This is a genomic window from Pelotomaculum propionicicum, assembly GCF_048984525.1.
Lineage (GTDB): Bacteria > Bacillota > Desulfotomaculia > Desulfotomaculales > Pelotomaculaceae > Syntrophopropionicum > Syntrophopropionicum propionicicum_A.
Genome location: NZ_JBMGJC010000009.1, coordinates 37,142 through 54,949 on the forward strand (window position 1 = coordinate 37,142; position 17,808 = coordinate 54,949).

17 protein-coding genes, 1 pseudogene and 1 riboswitch are annotated in these 17,808 nt (G+C 49.6%); of the genes and pseudogenes, 10 read left to right on the forward strand and 8 right to left on the reverse strand.

Going from position 1 to position 17,808, the window contains the following annotated elements; all coding sequences use genetic code 11:
- Positions 1-301 precede the first annotated feature (301 nt).
- The 5 genes and pseudogenes from ACOBQJ_RS11150 to ACOBQJ_RS11170 form a co-directional block, all read right to left on the reverse strand.
- A complete protein-coding gene (locus tag ACOBQJ_RS11150) occupies positions 302-1,480 on the reverse strand; it encodes an anaerobic nitric oxide reductase flavorubredoxin (RefSeq protein WP_421071844.1) in 1,179 nt (392 codons plus the stop codon).
- Positions 1,481-1,587: 107 nt separating this feature from the next.
- Positions 1,588-2,301 carry a hypothetical protein gene (locus ACOBQJ_RS11155; RefSeq protein WP_421071845.1) on the reverse strand — a complete coding sequence of 238 codons (714 nt, stop codon included), beginning with the start codon at positions 2,299-2,301 and terminating at the stop codon, positions 1,588-1,590.
- 278 nt (positions 2,302-2,579) lie between these two features.
- The gene (locus ACOBQJ_RS11160; protein WP_421071846.1) at positions 2,580-3,032 is read right to left on the reverse strand and encodes a CoA-binding protein; all 453 of its coding nucleotides are present in this window, start codon (positions 3,030-3,032) and stop codon (positions 2,580-2,582) included.
- A 44-nt stretch (positions 3,033-3,076) separates the two neighbouring features.
- A pseudogene (gene msrB / locus ACOBQJ_RS11165) lies at positions 3,077-4,025 on the reverse strand (peptide-methionine (R)-S-oxide reductase MsrB).
- Positions 4,026-4,124: 99 nt separating this feature from the next.
- A complete protein-coding gene (locus tag ACOBQJ_RS11170; protein WP_421071847.1) occupies positions 4,125-4,595 on the reverse strand; it encodes a ferritin family protein in 471 nt (156 codons plus the stop codon).
- 177 nt (positions 4,596-4,772) lie between these two features.
- On the opposite strand from ACOBQJ_RS11170, the gene ACOBQJ_RS11175 reads away from it, so the two are divergent.
- The 5 genes from ACOBQJ_RS11175 to ACOBQJ_RS11195 all read left to right on the forward strand — a co-directional run bounded on the left by ACOBQJ_RS11175 (position 4,773) and on the right by ACOBQJ_RS11195 (position 9,986).
- Complete coding sequence (locus ACOBQJ_RS11175) at positions 4,773-5,273, forward strand: superoxide dismutase family protein (RefSeq protein ID WP_421071848.1); 501 nt, start codon at positions 4,773-4,775, stop codon at positions 5,271-5,273.
- 154 nt (positions 5,274-5,427) lie between these two features.
- Positions 5,428-6,789, forward strand: coding sequence for an NfeD family protein (locus tag ACOBQJ_RS11180; RefSeq protein ID WP_421071849.1), 1,362 nt, complete (start codon positions 5,428-5,430; stop codon positions 6,787-6,789).
- Positions 6,789-7,541 carry a slipin family protein gene (locus ACOBQJ_RS11185; protein ID WP_421071850.1) on the forward strand — a complete coding sequence of 251 codons (753 nt, stop codon included), beginning with the start codon at positions 6,789-6,791 and terminating at the stop codon, positions 7,539-7,541. The genes ACOBQJ_RS11180 and ACOBQJ_RS11185 overlap by 1 nt, the downstream gene beginning before the upstream one ends.
- Before the next feature lie 341 nt (positions 7,542-7,882).
- Positions 7,883-8,124, forward strand: a riboswitch (cyclic di-AMP (ydaO/yuaA leader).
- Positions 8,125-8,256: 132 nt separating this feature from the next.
- Complete coding sequence (gene eam, locus ACOBQJ_RS11190; protein WP_421071851.1) at positions 8,257-9,555, forward strand: glutamate 2,3-aminomutase; 1,299 nt, start codon at positions 8,257-8,259, stop codon at positions 9,553-9,555.
- A gap of 185 nt (positions 9,556-9,740) precedes the next feature.
- On the forward strand, positions 9,741-9,986 hold the full coding sequence (locus ACOBQJ_RS11195) for a hypothetical protein (RefSeq protein WP_421071852.1): 246 nt from the start codon (positions 9,741-9,743) through the stop codon (positions 9,984-9,986).
- 153 nt (positions 9,987-10,139) lie between these two features.
- On the opposite strand, the gene ACOBQJ_RS11200 is transcribed toward ACOBQJ_RS11195, so the two are convergent.
- Positions 10,140-10,283 (reverse strand): hypothetical protein, encoded by a 144-nt coding sequence (locus tag ACOBQJ_RS11200; RefSeq protein WP_421071853.1) that lies wholly within the window; start codon positions 10,281-10,283, stop codon positions 10,140-10,142.
- 214 nt (positions 10,284-10,497) lie between these two features.
- On the opposite strand from ACOBQJ_RS11200, the gene typA reads away from it, so the two are divergent.
- The gene (typA, locus tag ACOBQJ_RS11205) at positions 10,498-12,321 is read left to right on the forward strand and encodes a translational GTPase TypA (RefSeq protein ID WP_421071854.1); all 1,824 of its coding nucleotides are present in this window, start codon (positions 10,498-10,500) and stop codon (positions 12,319-12,321) included.
- Positions 12,322-12,846: 525 nt separating this feature from the next.
- Positions 12,847-13,269, forward strand: a complete 423-nt coding sequence (locus tag ACOBQJ_RS11210) for a helix-turn-helix domain-containing protein (RefSeq protein WP_421071855.1) — start codon at positions 12,847-12,849, stop codon at positions 13,267-13,269.
- A 130-nt stretch (positions 13,270-13,399) separates the two neighbouring features.
- Here ACOBQJ_RS11210 and ACOBQJ_RS11215 read toward each other — a convergent pair whose 3' ends face one another.
- Together ACOBQJ_RS11215 and ACOBQJ_RS11220 are read right to left on the reverse strand one after the other, a co-directional pair.
- Positions 13,400-14,017: a LysM peptidoglycan-binding domain-containing protein gene (locus tag ACOBQJ_RS11215; RefSeq protein WP_421071856.1), complete on the reverse strand. Its 618-nt coding sequence runs from the start codon at positions 14,015-14,017 to the stop codon at positions 13,400-13,402.
- Positions 14,018-14,203: 186 nt separating this feature from the next.
- Positions 14,204-15,736 (reverse strand): long-chain-fatty-acid--CoA ligase, encoded by a 1,533-nt coding sequence (locus ACOBQJ_RS11220; RefSeq protein ID WP_421071857.1) that lies wholly within the window; start codon positions 15,734-15,736, stop codon positions 14,204-14,206.
- Positions 15,737-16,007: 271 nt separating this feature from the next.
- Between ACOBQJ_RS11220 and ACOBQJ_RS11225 the strand changes: the two genes are divergently transcribed.
- From ACOBQJ_RS11225 to ACOBQJ_RS11235, 3 genes are all read left to right on the forward strand, one after another.
- Entirely contained in the window at positions 16,008-16,463 is a 456-nt protein-coding gene (locus tag ACOBQJ_RS11225) for an acyl-CoA thioesterase (RefSeq protein ID WP_421071858.1), read from the forward strand.
- Between the two features lie 79 nt (positions 16,464-16,542).
- Positions 16,543-17,310, forward strand: a complete 768-nt coding sequence (locus tag ACOBQJ_RS11230) for a sulfite exporter TauE/SafE family protein (protein WP_421071859.1) — start codon at positions 16,543-16,545, stop codon at positions 17,308-17,310.
- Between the two features lie 25 nt (positions 17,311-17,335).
- Complete coding sequence (locus ACOBQJ_RS11235; RefSeq protein ID WP_421071860.1) at positions 17,336-17,806, forward strand: CBS domain-containing protein; 471 nt, start codon at positions 17,336-17,338, stop codon at positions 17,804-17,806.
- Positions 17,807-17,808 lie beyond the last annotated feature (2 nt).

A 17,808-nucleotide genomic window follows, 5' to 3' on the forward strand; every position in this document is an offset into this window, starting at 1 on the left:
TCCATAAAAACCAGGTGTTGTGTCTAGCTGCTGCCCGAGATCTGGCGATTCAATTATACCTCATAATGGACACCCTGCCAAATGTTTCCTTTAAACCCTTCGCAACCTCAATAACGGCAAGTTAAATATATATTCCCCAGATTAAGCAGACTTTAAAAAAACCTGAACCAGGATGTAGACAAAGTGTTTCCATGTCGTGAACCCCCTATAAAAAACCTGATCTTGTTTTACTTTGGGCATACTGTCCTTATGAATTATAAAGACCCACCGTTGAAAAGGTGGGCCTTACAATATTTATTAATTATATTTTTTCCGCAAACGCTTCACCGAAGGCTTCGCAGGATTTAATTTCGTCAGGCGACGGGGTGTACTGCGCCCTGATGCCCTCCAGTGCGATTTCAATGCCCGCTTCCTTTAGCCTGGCCTCAATGATTTTGACTGACTCGCCGCTCCACCCGTAGGAACCGAAAGCAGCGCCGATTTTATTTTTAAACTTCAGGCACTTGATCAACTCGAGTACCGCGGCGGCGTCACCCTGGATTCCGTTGTTTACTGTCGAGCAGCCGACAATGACGCCCCTGGACTTAAATATTTCCGTCATTAAATCGCTTTTGTCGTATTTGCCCATACTCAGGGCTTTTACGCCCAGGCCTTTTCTCTCAACGCCCCTGGCTATGGCCAGCGCCATCTTTTTGGTGGCGCCCCACATCGAGTCGTAAATTACAATCACTTTGCCCTCGTGGTAGTCGCTTGCCCACTGGTCGTATTTTTCAACGATCTGCAGGGGGTTGTCCCGCCAGATGATGCCGTGGCTTGGAGCGATCATCTCGATTGGCAGGCTAAGTGCGGATATTTCCTTAATCTTGGCCTTCACGAGCTTGCTGAAGGGAGTTAATATATTGGCGTAATATTTTTGAGCTTCCTGGTAAAGCTCGCACTGGTCCACCTCGTCGTTAAACATGTAAGGTGAGGCGTAGTGCTGGCCGAAAGCGTCATTGGACAGCAGCACGTTGGCGCCTGCCACGTAGGTGGCCATGGAGTCAGGCCAGTGCAGCATCGTCATTTCCACAAAGACCAGCTTGTTATCTCCCAGGTCAATGCTGTCGCCTGTTTTGACAATATTGACGTTCCATTCTTTGTGAAAGTGCCTTTTGATTAACATCGCGCCGTTCTTGCTGCAGTAGATGGGCGTGTCGGGTATCTTCTCCATCAGGTAAGGCAGGCTGCCGCAGTGGTCCTGCTCGGTGTGGTTGATCACGATCAGGTCAATGCTTTTGAGGTCTATGTTCTTTTCCAGGTTGTCGATAAACTCGCGGTGAAAAGGGGTCCACACCGTGTCCACCAGCGCTGTCTTTTTGTCTTTAATCAGGTAAGAATTGTAGGTCGAGCCCCGGTGGGTAGAAAACTCCTCACCGTGAAACTTCCTGATCTCCCAGTCTTTTTTCCCCACCCAGTAAATATTGTCTTTTATTTGGATCATTACTAAAACCAGCTCCTTAAAATATATTGACATCATTTTAATAAAGGGAGCTTAACTAAAGCTTTCGGAAAGGTTAATATTTTATTAATAAACTGATTACCCAAAGGTCAGCTGTTTTTCAAGCGGCACCTTACGAAAATGTCCTGCAGGCGGGAGATGAGCTCGGACTGGCTCTTGACATGGATGAGGTACCTGGGCACATGCTGCCCCTCGCTGCCCAGCTCCATCATAAAGGGCTCTCCCCAGAATGCCAGGAGGGCCTCCTTGGCTTCCCTGTCCACCCCGACATCGATCATCTGGAAGGCTATGTCTTCATCAATTTCACGCCAAACTGGCTCCTGCACCTTGTCCCGGCCGCGGCACTTTTCTATTTTAGGCCTGATATCCCGCTCCCAGGCCTCTTTCATGGTTTTGTTCATCACAAAATATATTTTAGTGGTCCTGGAGCTATCGATTGAGGTTTTTAAAAGCCTGTCGAAAAGCTCCTGGGAGCGGAACATCGTGCAGCACGCGTTAAACCACCAAACTTCTCCCCTGTTTTTCAGGGCGAACTCCTCGGTGTAGACCAGGAGCTCCCTGGGCTTTATAAGCTCAACCTCAGGGTCGGAGACCTGCACGTTTTTGGTAATGGTCTTGATGTCCTCTTTTATCTCCTCTCCCCGCAGCGCTTCCTGCAGCGTGTGCAGGGCCAAAAGCATAAGCAGGATGGAGATCACATAAGTCTCGGGTATTATGCCCAGGTGGTGCAGGACGATCGCGCCGATACTGGCGGCTATGATGGCTATGACGTCTAAATTTTTCAGGACGGCTTTCCATTTCATTACTTTACTCTCCCCTGATCACATGTAACATGGATTTGTTAGTTTATTATTTGACAAAAACCTGTCGATACCTTCCAATGAAAAAGAACCCTTATACGGGCTCTATGGTTGCAGACAAAGTCTCCATGGTGTTGAATCCGCTTGGCTATTTGGGGACATATCTCGGCCTAAAAGGAATGCCTTTTCCAATCGGGGACATTCCTCGGCTTTGTAGGGCGGGATTTATTCCGCCAATAATGTGCGGCTAAAGCCTCACCTGCATTCCCCCGTCTAATCGGTTACCGGGGGAGTTTGCCCAGCAGGCGCCATATGCAGCGATGCACTCTGTGCGGAAAGCCGGTTGGCTCGGCAAACATCAGAATGCAGTGGCCGTGTGTGACATCAATGCCGTTCTCTTTGCACAAATCTATCGCTTCTTTGGATTCAGCCCCCTGCTGGAGCCAGATACGGCTTATTCCGGCCGCCGCGGCGTCCCGCACCACATTTTCCGTCGCTTTGGGAGAAACCACTATTACGGCGCCTCCCGGGACTTCCGGCAGTTCTTTCAGACTGCGGTAGCATTTATCCCCTTCAAAATCGTCAATTTTAGGGTTCACCGGGAACACCCTGTACCCTTTCGCCTTGAGTTCCCGATAGACAGTGCTGCCGAATTTTCCTTTTTTCTTTGAAACACCCACTACCGCCAGAGTCTTCTGGGATATAAAATCGTCTACCGCCGCTTTGGTCGTCATTAAAAATAACCCCTTTCGGTAATTAATTGGACGCCTTTGTTCCTTTAACTTTTAAACAGGCCGGCATACTCGCCGTAACCTTCTTTTTCGAGGTCTTCTTTCGGTATGAACCTTAAGGCGGCTGAATTGATACAATAACGCGTCCCACGCGGAGCTGGACCGTCGCCAAAAACATGTCCCAGGTGCGAATCAGCTGATTTACTGCGCACCTCGGTGCGGACCATAAAATGGCTGAGGTCTTTTTTTTCAATAATTTCCCCCGGGTCGAGGGGCCTGGTGAAACTGGGCCAGCCGCAGCCCGAATCAAATTTATCTTTTGAACTAAAAAGCGGTATGCCGGTAACTACATCCACGTAAATGCCTTCCCGCTTGTTATCCCAGTATTCATTCTTGAAAGGCGGCTCTGTGGCGTTTTTTTGAGTAACCTGGTACTGCATCTCAGTCAATTTTTCTTTTCGCAGTTTAACATCAGACCTTTCTATATAGATGTGTTTGAATATGAAAATGACTGCATCATTTGTTCCAATGTTTTTCAATAAAAACATCACGCCCTGATCCCCTGCGGTACTGTTTGTAATGTCCGGGGTTTTTCTTGTGATAGTCGTGGTGGTAATCTTCCGCGGGATAAAAAGTGGAAGCAGGCAGTACTTCCGTTACAACAGGCTTGTTAAACCTGCCGCTGCTGTTAAGAGCTTTTTTTGACGCTTCCGCCTTTTCTCTCTGCGGTTGGTCATGGTAAAAAACAGCTGTCCGGTAAGACGGCCCACGGTCAAAAAACTGGCCGCCCACGTCCGTCGGGTCGATCTGCCGCCAGAAGATATCCAGCAGCTCTTCATAACTTATTAAAGCAGGGTCGAAGGTGACCCGCACCGCCTCGCAGTGTCCGGTCGTGTTCGAACAGACCTCCCGGTAAGAGGGGAACTCTTTAAGTCCGCCCGTATAGCCCGGTATAACCTCAATAACGCCGTTGGCTTCCTCAAAGGGGGCGACCATGCACCAGAAACAACCTCCCGCAAAAGTCGCTGTCTTATAACGTCTCTCTTCGTTTGGTCCCGCCAAATTATCACTCCTTAAAAAGTCAGTTTTTACTTTTTAAAGCTCTTCGAGGTAATTTCTTAGTTCAACCAGGTGCATTTTTTCTTCCTCAAGCAAATCATACAAAATCTTTTTTATTTTTTCGGAACGTGTCCTTGTTGTCAGCTCGTGAAAAATCAGGATTGCGTCCTTTTCAGCCTGGATCCCTATTGCTACGACGTCCTTTAATGAATGCAGGCCGCCCGCGAAATCTTCCACCCCGGCCGGTTCCGGAAAAACGCTGTCTTTCTGAATGGAATTTAAGTAACTGGAGGTCTCCTCGTCCAGCGTTTCGTCGTCGCTGTAATCCATGATAATTTTTTCGAAAAGCTTTTTGTGTTCTTTTTCATCTTCCGCCAGCTTCATCAACATCTGTTTTTGCCTTACATCATTTACTCTTCCCGCCAGGGTGGAATAAAATTTATGACCTTTTTCTTCCATCGACAGCGCTATCTTAGCTATATCGACCAGCTTGATTTGCTTATTCATTATCCCGGACCTCCGTAAGCTGAAGTTTTTATTTATAATACCATATCCTGCTAATTATTTAAAAAAATATTCCAGGATGTTTCTAGTTTTACTCTCAGATTAAAGGTGTTGCAAAATACTGGCAACTGCTGAAAACATTTCATAATATAAACAAATCTAAGTGAAGGAGTCTACAGTATGGATAACACGGGATTAAATACAAGGACCGCCAGGGCGGTCATGCGCGGCGGGCCTCTGTGCCCGCAAATAACCGGTATCGTGTATTTTTATGATGTCCCCGGCGGCGCCTGGGTTTATGCTGACGTGTCCGGTCTGCCGCCTTACCAGCCGGCCCGGAACAGCACGCCGCCGGTTGGACCGCACGGCTTCCATATACATGAACACGGAAACTGCACAGTGGGCGACCCTGCTAACCCGTTTCAGGCCGCCGGCGGGCACTGGAATCCCAATAACCAGCCTCACGGCAACCACGCGGGCGATTTCCCGGTCCTGTTCTCAAACGGGGGGCGGGCTGTAACGGGGTTCTTTACAAACAAGTTCAGCGTCTCGCAGGTAATCGGCAGGTCGGTAATAATTCATGAAAACCCGGACGACTACCGGACGCAGCCGGCGGGAGCCGCGGGCAGGCGCCTGGCCTGCGGAGTAATCATGCAACTCTGGGGAGGGGGTTGGGGATAAACCCCAGCCTCCTTGATATTTTATATAGAATATTCTAACCGAATTTGACAATAGCTAATTAAAGGTGAATCGGTGTTTCCGCCAGCAGCCCTCAAAGGTGCAATAAATCTGGTGGAATGGTTTAGATATTATACTACCGGTAGGGAGAAAATAAATGAAGTTAATAAAGTTCGGGCTTGCGATATCCCTGTTTGTTTTTTCCTGTTTGTCGCTGTATTGTACAACCCCATCCCCTGGCGAGACTACGCAGCCTTCCGTCTATTCCGTCAAGGTGGACGATACTGTGACAGAAGGCACGGCCAGGCACATTCAAAGAGGCATCTACCTGGCGGAAAGGGACCAGGCCGAGGCAGTTTTAATACTGCTTAACACCCCGGGGGGGCTGGTCTCGGCTACCCTCGATATCTTACAGGCAATGTCCTCTTCAAACGTCCCCATCATTACATACGTCAGCCCCCAGGGCGCGATAGCAGCCTCAGCCGGTACCTTTATCCTGATTAACGGCCATATCGCGGCCATGTCCCCCGCCACCACCTGCGGGGCAGCCATGCCGGTGACTATGGCCTCCCCCGGCGAGTCCCCCCAGGCCGCGGACCAGAAAACCATAAATTTTTTAGCCGGCCATATGAAAAGCATTGCGGGAGGAAGGGGCCGCCCCGCGGACCTGGCTGAAAAATTCGTCACGGAAAACCTGGCCTTAAACAACAACGAGGCGCTTGAGGCAGGAGTTGTGGACATCAACGCCGCGGACCCGGCTGATCTACTGCAAAAAATCGACGGCATGGCCGTCAAAACCAATGCCGGCGACAGGCGCCTGGCCACAGCAGGAGCCAGGATCACTGAACTGCCCTTAAACGTTAATGAACAGCTCATTCACCTTGTCAGCAATCCCACATTTGCAATGATATTACTGATGATCGGTATATATGGATTGATCATCGGCTTCTATTCGCCCGGGTTCCTCCTGCCCGAGATCGCTGGTTCAATAAGCCTGGTATTAGGCCTGGCCGGGATGGGCCTGTTCCGCGGTAACCTGGCGGCGGTATTTTTAATCCTGCTGGGAGCCGGGCTCCTGGTAGCGGAATTTTTTACCTCGACCTACGGTGTGCTGGGCGTCGGGGGCCTGGTTAGCATTGTCCTGGGTATCATGTTTTTCCCCACAGAGCCTTTGATGCCCCCTGCCTGGTTTTCCGCTTTCAAGCTGCTGGCGCTGGGAGTGGGCGTTGTCGGTGCGCTTCTTATGTCGACAATCATTATGGGCGTATCCCGCATTCGCAGGCACAAGCCTGTGCACGGTGAAGACGAATTTCATAACACCGCCGCTTACGTTGTTAAAGAACTTAATCCCGGCGGCATGGTTAGATTAAAAGGGGAAATGTGGCAGGCAGTTTCAAAAAATGGGCATACTATCGGTGAGGGCAAAAAAGTCAAAGTGCTGGAACGGCAGGGACTTGTTCTTTTTGTCAGCCCGGATATCAATAACAATGGAACAGATGCAGCAAAGGAGGAAAACTAATGTTCTACAACCTTTTTTCAGTTATAATACTGGCCGTTATAATTTTCTCTGTGATCACGTCCGCGGTCAAAATCCTTCCTGAATATGAAAGGGCTGTGTTGTTCAGGCTGGGCAGGCTTGTTAATGTGAGAGGGCCCGGTCTGATCTTAATCATCCCGTTTATTGACAGGATAATCAGGGTATCCCTGCGGGTGATAGTTTTCGACGTGCCGCCTCAGGAAGTCATTACCAGGGACAATGTCGCCTGCAAAGTAAACGCTGTGCTTTATTACAGGATCGTATCCGCGGACAAGGCGGTAGTAAACGTCGAGAATGTCCACGCAGCGACAAACCAGTACGCCCAGACCACCCTCAGGAGCGTTGTGGGCACCGCCGAACTCGACGAACTGCTTTCACAGCGTGAAAAGCTGAACCAGACTGTGCAAAAAATTGTGGACGAAGCTACAGACCCCTGGGGGATTAAAGTGATTGCGGTGGAAATCAAAGACGTTGTCCTGCCCTCGGAAATGACCAGGGCTATCGCCCGCCAGGCCGAGGCGGAAAGAGGCAGGCGGGCGGCCATCATCCAGGCCGAAGGAGAACGCCAGGCGGCCGAGCAGCTGGCCCAGGCCTCCGAGGTGTTAACCGGCGTGACAGGCGGGCTGACCCTGAGGATGCTCCGCTCCCTGTCAGAAGTTGCAAACGCGCCGAATACCACAGTCTTGTTCCCCCTGCCCATGGAACTAAGAAAACTGCTGCCGGGCCCGGAATAAATCTCGCTGCCAGGTCCTGGTGCAAAACTATCTGGACGAACTGCTGGGATATTCAGGGAAGGGCGCCTTAAGGCTGACGATATCATTACTCACAATATTTCACTTGATGACGCCCTGGATGGATATTTTAAATTTTCCCGTAAAGAAGACAACTGCGTGAAGGTCGTCATGCACCCCACCCATTAAAAAAATGCAATACGTATTCGGCCCCTGAGTTTTACCGGCTGCCGGCGTATACTTATTAAAGGGAGTAATATTTTACCATGTCGGCTTTGCTTGTTACTGCCAACTTTAGATGATATAATAAGTTGTAGTAATAAATGTAAAAAACTAAATAATTTCACTATTTTTCGCTGAGTTCTTAAATAAGAAGCGGGGGAACCAATTTTTCGGGGTGAATCCGTTGAGTCGTGAGTCGTGAGTTGTGAGTCGTGAGAACTGTGGAATGAATTTGGGGTTAAAAACCCTAAAGAATTACCCGAAACCTCACGTCCCACGTCCCAATTCCCACGACCCAACCGGTAGGGCTACTCTTTCGGCCCGAACCCGTCAGCTAACTTCGTAAGCGTTGAAAGGGAGATCTGGACAAGCTTTGTTTTTTACTGGAGCTGCCCGGGTTTAATTTAACATTGCTTTCTTTAAACGCCCTTTCCCCCCGGACTTCTGTCCGGGGTTATTTGTCTCCAGGAACTTCGCCAAAAAGGAGGACTTTAACATGTTCACACAAGTTGAATCATGGAAATTTGACGAGGAAGAAAAAAAAGCGATCGCAGTCAGACGTTCAAATGAATTAAAGGAAAAAATAAGCGACTACCTGTTGCAAAAAGGATCAATTAAGACCGGTTTTGACTTTCGAGAGACATTTTTATTCAACAAGGAGCTTATCCTGCGGTATTTCAACGCCACTGAAGAAAACTGGCGGGACTGGCGCTGGCAGCTTTCTCACCGGATTTGTGACGCCGTTACCCTGTCCGACCTGTTCGGGTTCACCCTGAGCCAATGTGAACAGATCAGGAGAGTGGGCATACGCTATCGCTGGGCGATATCCCCCTACTACGCCTCACTGATTGATCCAATCAACCCGGCAGACGAGATCATGCTCCAGTCCGTACCGTCTATTGAAGAAATGGACCAAACAGGACAGATCGATCCGATGGCTGAAGAATTCACTTCACCGGCCCCCTCTATTACCAGGCGCTACCCCGACCGGCTGATCATCAACGCCACCAACCAGTGTGCGATGTACTGCAGGCACTGTCAAAGGCGCCGCAACATCGGAGAGGTAGACCGGCACCAGCCTTACCAAAACCTGCAGGCCGCACTCTCATATATACGCGAGAACAGGGAAATACGGGATGTCTTAATAACAGGGGGAGATGCGCTGCTGCTAAGTGACAATAAACTGGACTGGCTGCTGGGTGAACTCGATAAAATTAAACATGTTGAGATAAAGAGGCTCGGCACCAGGGCTGTCGTCACCCTGCCGCAGCGGATTACCCCGCAGCTGTGCGAAGTCCTCAAAAACCACCCGCCTGTCTACATCAATACCCAGTTCAACCACCCGAGAGAAATTACACCGGAAAGCAGGGCGGCTTGTGATATGCTGGTCAAAGCCGGCGTGGTCATGGGAAACCAGACGGTGCTCCTGAAAGGGGTTAACAACGACTCCCATATAATAAAAAAACTGTGCCAGGAGCTACTGAAAATCAGGGTAAGGCCTTATTACATCTTCCAGGCGAAACCGGTTAAGGGAACACGTCACTTTATCACTTCCGTGAACGAGGGCCTGTCTATCATGGAAAAGCTTCGCGGGTATACCTCCGGCCTGGCCGTGCCGATGTATGTAATCAATGCCCCGAGGGGGTATGGTAAAATCCCGGTCCAGCCCCGCTACCTGGTGGAAAATGAGGGCAGCACCGTCAGACTTCGGACCTGGGAAAATAAAATATTTAAATATTCTCCCCTGCCGGTCAGTTATTCAGATTTGCCCTCAAAAAAGGCACTTAAATCATAAATTACAAATAAAAAATATTTCACATGATTAACAAGATTTAATAGATTAACAAGGTTTAAACTCAAAGGTTAATAAAACTAAATCCTGTAAATCATGCGTAAAATATTTTAAGGTGTCAATGTTCTATGGAATGTGAAGCTTAAAAGGGTTTATAATAGAACGGTAATACAAGCGAGGTGTCTATTATGCCCGGTAATAACAAAACTATTTCAATCAGGCAGAGGATGATCGACCGCATCTTTGCTGAAGAAAACCTCCTGCAAAACCTTTCCCACCACTACGGCGCCGATGTGGAAACTGTGAAAACATGGATCACCGACCTGTACAGCGACGATATGATCCGCAGCATTATTGTGGGGCTGGACAAGCTGGAAAAAGCAAAAGAAGAAATGGAGAAAAACGGTCTGATATCGCCCCAACCCTCAAAATAAAAAGGGCCTTATAAAGGCTATCCAGAATGTCGACAGATTAATAACTGCAGAGTCCATGGTGTTGAAACAAGCTGCTCCCTTTGAACCAGTGGGAGCGTGTCTAGGGGACGGTTTTGTTGACACGATTACGATGCGGCTTCCTCCCATAACGGTTTATGGCTCAGCGCCGTCTTCCGCTCCCGCCTGGCTGTCGTATATTACCTCTTCACTTGCCAGATCCCAAATTTTTATCCTGAACTTATCAACTCCGGTGCTGTCAACCTGTCCATCTATAGGCAGGCATACAACCGTATTCACCCTGGCCGTTGATCTCTCGAAGACTCTATACTGTATAGCTTTAGGCTATTAGGGCAAACAAATATACTGTGATCAGGTCCTCATCTGATTAAGGGGATTAGCCAAGCGAATTACAATAAATGACAATAAATAGAGCGTAAAATCCTTTTATTACAGTTGTTAGAGCCCGGAAAAACTGGTATACTTATAAGGTTTGGAAGGAGGTGTTGGTTTCATGACCCACAACATGTTCAGAAATATTGCCATTATCGCCCATGTAGATCACGGCAAGACTACCCTGGTGGACGCCCTGCTCAGGCAGAGCGGTATCTTCAGGGAAAACCAGCAGGTGCTGGAGAGAGTAATGGACTCCAATGATCTGGAAAGGGAACGCGGCATCACCATCCTGGCCAAAAACACTTCAGTGATTTACAAGGGCATTAAGATAAATATTGTCGATACCCCCGGACATTCAGATTTCGGCGGCGAGGTGGAACGGGTACTGAAAATGGTCGACGGCGTACTGCTATTGGTGGACGCTTTCGAGGGCGCCATGCCCCAGACCCGGTTCGTCCTGCGCAAGGCCATGGAATTGAACCTGAGGGCGATCGTGGTCATCAACAAGGTAGACCGGGAAGGAGCCCGCGTTTCAGAAGTCGCGGACGAGGTCCTGGACCTGTTCATTGATTTGGATGCAGGTGACGAACATCTGGACTTTCCCGTCATTTACACTTCGGCCAGGGAAGGAACGGCAACCATGGACCCCTCCGTCCAGGGACATGATATGAAGCCTCTCTTCGAGTCCATTATAAAAAATATCCCGGCGCCGGCCGGTGATATCGACGGCCCGCTGCAGCTGCTGGTTAATAATACCGAATACGACAACTTTGTCGGCCGGGTGGGGATCGGTTGTGTAAAGCGGGGTACTATTACCGCCGGCGGGCAGGTTAATATTATAGACCACAACGGAGACCTGCGCCAGGGTCGCATCGGATCGCTTTATACATTCGAAGGACTGGAAAGGATAGCTGTTTCAGAGGCGGTCTGCGGTGATATCGCAGCATTTTCCGGCCTGGAGGACATCCGCATTGGCGAGACCGTTGCCTGCAAAGACCGGCCAGAGCAGCTGGACCCCATCACCGTGGATGAGCCGACCCTGAAGATGAATTTCATGGTCAACGACAGCCCTTTCGCCGGCATGGAGGGCAAGTATTTAACCTCCCGCCACCTCAGGGCCAGGCTCTACAAGGAAATGGAGAAAAACGTCAGCCTGCGGGTGGATGATACCGACAGCCCCGATGTCTTTCAGGTCTGCGGGAGGGGTGAACTGCACCTGTCGATCCTGATTGAGACAATGCGGCGGGAGGGATTCGAGCTGCAGGTATCGAAGCCGGAGGTCATCTTCCGCTGGGACGCGGGCAGGAAGACGGAACCGGTTGAGCTTCTCATGGTTGATATCCCGGAGGATAAGATGGGTACGGTTATGGAAATCATCGGGGCCAGGAAAGGAGAAATGGTCAACATGACTTCCCTCGGTCCGGACCAGATCAGGCTGGAATTTAAAGTGCCCGCCCGCGGGCTGATCGGATTCCGCTCCCAACTGCTGTCCGAGACCAGGGGGCACGGGGTGATGAGCCATCTTTTCCTGGGCTATGAGCCATATAAAGGGGACATCAGGGAACGTTACCAGGGCGTGCTGATCGCCTTCGAGACCGGGGAAGCCAACACCTACGGGCTTCATTCCGTGCAGGACCGCGGCGTGCTGTTCATCACACCCGGCACCAGGGTCTACGAGGGCATGGTCGTGGGCGAGCATTCCCGGGAGCAGGATCTTGAGGTTAACGTCTGCAAGAAAAAACACCTCACCAACATGCGCTCCAGCACCGCCGAGACAGCCCTGCGCCTGGAGGAACCCAGGCAGTTCAGTCTGGAAGAGGCCCTGGAATATATAGGCACCGATGAACTGCTGGAAGTAACCCCGAAAAACCTGCGTATGCGCAAAAGGGCGCTGAGCAAGCAAGACCGCGCGCGAAGCCATAAAAACACACAGCCGGCTTGAGAAAGCCACACATCCAATACGTTAAACTGAAATTTTATCAGAGAGTCTTTCCATGAAAGACTCTCTTTGTTATTAAACATTTTATTTAAGCCATTAACACGTTGAGTCCTCCGTGATTGTTAACCTCAATCCAAAAATAAACAGAGGAATTACAAACCTGATACCTTGCGCCGTTCACTTCGAGAAGTTTTGTGATCTTTAGCATTTTTGCCTGGTCACTAAATGACCATTGCATTTTAAGAACTCCACATTCAAAAAAAACATCCATCTCTACCCCTTCAGCTTCTCTTCGGAGCAGCAGCCAAAACTCTTCAAATGCTATAGACCGGATATCATATCCCCCTCTCGCAACATATTTGAAGATATATGATTACAAAAAGTAAGTAGCATGAAAAACCCCTACTACCAGATATTAACTATATTATAAATCTTAGTTTTTAAGAAGTAAATACAAAATTCTATATATTTAAGAATAAACTCCCCGGAATTAAGAATAATGATAATATAAGATTGGTGGTGGAAAATATGAGCAGCCTGTTAAGTATCCGCCTTAAGATGGCACGAGAAGCAAAGCATTTAACCCAGGTCCAGGTTAAATGCTTAACAAATATAAATAATAAAACATTGTCCGGTTATGAAAAAGGGGTTAGCGAGCCGGATATTGACACCCTAATAACCCTTGCCAATTTATATGAAACCAGCATTGACTACCTTGTCGGCAAAACTGATGAACCAACCCCTCATCCGATCAAAAAAGAAAAGCCCGGCTTTGAGGAATATGTCCTGTCCGCACCGACTTTGGAGGACGCTGCTCAGAGAATAGCAGAACTGCAAAATAAATATTGCATTGACAGAGAAACTTTCATCAGATTATCAGAAATAGCTTACGATAAACATGGCTTATCACAGGTAAAAGGCATTGATAAAACTTTTTATATAAAAAAGTAAAGAAGGATGAATTTGCCAACATTCTCAACCGGTACCGGTATGGTACCGGTTTTAAGTTGCGGGCCCCGTGGCGTTGAAGCTGCAAGCAGGCGCTGACCCGCCTCCTGTACAGTTGAAATTAAACCTGCGCCTAGGAACTGTTTCGAACAACAAGGACGTCGTCGGACTTGGCGCAGACGCTGTTCAGGCAGGCAACCACAAAAACGCGGCCAAGGGTGCCGGCGGGCACCTGCCAGAGTATTTCGGCAACCCCGGTAACCGCGCTGGGACAGTCGACTCCGATCAACCGGGCGAGCTCACAGGTCTCCGTGCCGGTGGGTTCCAGGAAAAAGAAGGCCCGGGAGACCGGGCGGTTGAATGTCGCCCTGACTATTACACGGGGCAGGAGCTGGACAGCCCCGTTAACCACAGGCAACTGCCGGCCGGTTTCCGAAAGAAACCTCAGAGTAAGGACGCGAAGGCCGTCCGGTCCGGGAGTAGGAGTGGGTGTTGGCGTTGGTGTAGGTGTGGGTGTGGGTGTGGGTGTCACGATGGGGATGCAGATTACCTGCCCCACAAAGATGATGTCGGGATTTGTGATTTGAGGGTTGGCCGCGGTAATCTGGCGCAATGTCACAGAAAACCTTTGGGCTATGCTGAAAAGTGTATCCGAAGCCCTCACTGTATACAGCTGACCGCCGCATTGTTGGGGCGGGGCCGGTATTTGCCTTGCTGAAATAACATTGCCTGAATCATTATCGTTACTCATCTGTATTACCTCCCTGCTTATATCTCGTTGATACACTATATGCATATGATGGAAATTAGCGTTTACAGATAAGTCTTTTTTGCCGTCAAATGAGATGAGCCGGGGTGCTTTATCACGAAAGTCCCGGCTCATAACTGATTTATAGAATACTGCCCTTGCTATATCCTGTTAATCAAAGTGTATTGTTTATTTTTCCTGCAAAATCCCCATGGCGTTGGCTTCTTTCAGCTGCTTCTTGTCAATCTTGCCGGTGGCTGTTTTGGGCAGGCTGTCTACTATGGCCACCTGCCGCGGGCATTTATAGTTAGCCAGGCGGGCGCGGGCAAACATTCTGAACTCCCTGGGCGTACCCTGCACACCCGGTTTCAAGACTATAAAGGCCTTGGGGACCTCTCCCCGCAGTTCATCAACCACGCCTATCACCGCGGCCTCGGCCACCTTGGGGCTCTCATAGAGGCATTCCTCCACTTCCCTGGGATAAACATTGAGGCCGCCTACAATGATCATGTCTTTTTTGCGGTCAACAATATAGACATAACCGTCTTTATCTATTTTACCCAGGTCGCCGGTATGGAACCAGCCGCCTTTCATTGCTTCCGCCGTGGCCTCCGGCTGGTTAAGGTACCCCGCCATTACGTTCGGTCCCTGTACGCATATCTCGCCCACTTCGTTTGCGGGGAGCTCCCGGTCGTCCCCGTCAACGATCTTTACCCTGACTCCTTCTATGGGCGGGCCTACCGAACCGGGCTTGCGGACGCCGTTCACCGGGTTGGCGTAAGAAACCGGCGATGTTTCCGTGGGGCCGTTGCCTTCTATAATTGTAACACCGTAGCGCTCTTCAAAAAGGCGCATGACCTCAACAGGCATCGAGGCGCCTCCTGAAAAGCACAGCCGCAGCGAAGACAGGTCGAACATGTCCGGGTTGCTGATGGTCGCTAAAATAGAAGCGTACATGGCCGGCACGCCGGCAAAAATGTTAACCTTTTTTTCGATGATTTCTTTCAGGACCGTGTCGGGCCTGAACTGGGGCATTACTGTGATGCTGCCGCCCGAAAATATGGGGCACAGCATGCAGACAGTCTGGGCAAAGGAATGGAATAGGGGCAGGACACACAGGTGGTTGTCGGCCGGCAGCACCTCCACGTGCTTGATGGTGGCAAGGGTGTCAAAGATCAGGTTGCCGTGGGTCAGGAGGGCTCCTTTCGGTTTGCCTGTTGTGCCTGAAGTGTAAAGGCAGGCGGCTATATCGCTTTCCGCTGTCTTTACCTCTACCGGGCTGGACGGCCTGGCCAGCAGGTCCTCGTAGGAGACGACATCTCCGTCTGTCTCACCGCCGATAACTATTACCCGCCTCAGGGTAGGGACCTGGCCCCAAACTGTTTCGATCAGCGGAAGAAAAGAAACGGGCGTGATCAAAAAGACTGCTTCGGCGTCATTAAGTATGTATTTTATCTCTTCACCCTTAAACATTGGATTTAAAGGGACCGCCGTTCCCCCGGCCCGCGTAATGGCAAAGTGGGAACGGATAAAGTCTGGGTTATTCCCAAGGAGTAAGCTTACCCGCTGCTGCCGCTGCAGCCCAAGTTCGAGCAGACCCCCGGCCAGGCTGTCTGCCTCCTGGTCCAGCTGGCTGTAGGTTATTTTCGTTTCATTAAAATATATTGCTGTTTTATCCGGATTACTCGCGGCGCTGCTGCGCAAATATGATGATACGGACATATCACTCCCCCTAAATGAATAGTGAACAAAATAACTCATTTCCTTTAACAGGACAAATGATTATATTCTCCAGTTTAAAGAAATTTCCCTTTGTAATCTCTAAATATTTTACATTTTCAGAATTTTACCAAATTTCCGAATCCATAATTACACGTAAACTGGAGTCCATTGTTATTCAAACATGGTAAAACTATTTTGGTTGAATGCCGGACACTTTTGTGGCAGAATAATACAGGAAGCCTGGAATTAAGCTGTTTTATGAGGTGATTGTATGGAAGAGAAGCGCTCCACCGCCGGCGGTATCAGCAACCGGCAGGAATTAGAGGTCCGCTGGGGTGATTGCGACGCCGCTGGCATAGTTTATTACGCCAAATATTTTGACCTTTTTACTGACGGGCGGGTAGCCCTGCTCAAAAAAATAAACATCCCTTACCAAAGTTTTTTTCATAACCGGAACATTGTTGTGGTGGCCGTCGAAGCAACCTGCCGCTACCGGAAGTCCCTGTTTCCCGAAGAAAGATATTTTCTCAGCACTACGCTGTCCCGCCTCAGCCGCACCCGCATGGTTTTTGATTATACTATTACCAGCGCTGAAAATGAACTGCTGGTTGCCGAGGGGCGGACCGTGCATGCTTTTGTTGACTCCACAGGAAAACCTTTTGATATAAAAAAAAGACACCCGGAATTATGGTCACAGCTGCAGGAGAATTATAATAAAAACATATAAAAAACAGGCCGGATTGACAGAATATAATATACTTATAAAACCTTACCGGGGTTTTTAGGTTATTGGAGGGTTAGAACAGATGAGTTTTTTAATCGGGCTGCTGGCAGGTACATTTGGAGGGCTGGTCGGGCTGGGCGGCGGCGTGATCATGGTCCCCCTGCTGGCAGGCGTCTTAAAACTCGCACAGCACAAGGCTCACGGCACCAGCCTGGTAGCGCTTGTATTTACCGGATTAATGGGTTCCGTCACTTATGCCATGCAGGGCAACATTGACATACTGGCCTCGGCCCTGCTGGCGTCAACCGCGATATTCACCGCCAGGGCCGGCGCGCATTTTGCCCATGCTCTTCCCGAGTGGAAACTGAAAAAGGCCTTCGGTGTTTTTATGATCGTGATTACCATACTATTGCTCCTGAAGCCTTACCTGCCCCAGGTTGTTGATCCCTCCACGGGACTTACATGGGTTAAAATACTTGTGCTCTTATTGACCGGGGTCTTTACCGGTTTTCTGTCCGGCATGATGGGAGTCGGCGGGGGTACGATCATGGTGCCTTCAATGGTCCTGCTGGCCGGATTTACACAGTATACAGCGCAGGGCAGTTCCCTCCTGGCCATGGTGCCGGCCGGAGGAGTGGGAGCATACACTCACTGGCGTCTCGGTAATGTAAATACAGGTACTCTTACCGGGCTGGTACCCGGCATCCTGATAGGCACTTTTCTTGGCGGCAGCCTTGCTCATATTATAACTGAAGATGCTCTGCGGGTCATATTCGCGGCTGTGCTGGTATGGACCGGGTTCAGATATTTAAGGACTCCTGTTCCCAAACCCGAAAAAAGAGAGGAATAAATAAGTATATAGAGAGGTGGACTTCATGCAGGCAAGAGATATTATGAACAAAGACGTGATTACCGTCCCGGAAGAATCTTCCATTGAAGAAGCGGCTGGTATTTTAACGGAAAACAATATATCCGGCGCACCGGTGGTAAACAAGAAAGGTAAAATAGTGGGCATGGTTACCGAGGAGGACCTGCTGCACAAGGAGACTAACCCCAGGACCCCGGCCTTCATAAATATACTGGGTGCTTTTATTTATATCAAGGGCATAGAAAGATACCGGGAAGACTTCAAAAAACTTGCCGCCGCCAGCACGTCCGAAATAATGACCACTGATGTGATATCAGCCGGCGGGGATATGGAGATAGAGGACGTGGCGGCTTTGATGGTGAAACACGGCATCAAGCGGGTTCCGGTTGTTGAAAATGGCGATATCATTGGCATTATCAGCAGGGCCGACATCATCAAAACCCTGGCCGCAAAAGCCAGGCCCGCTCAAAACCAGTAGCT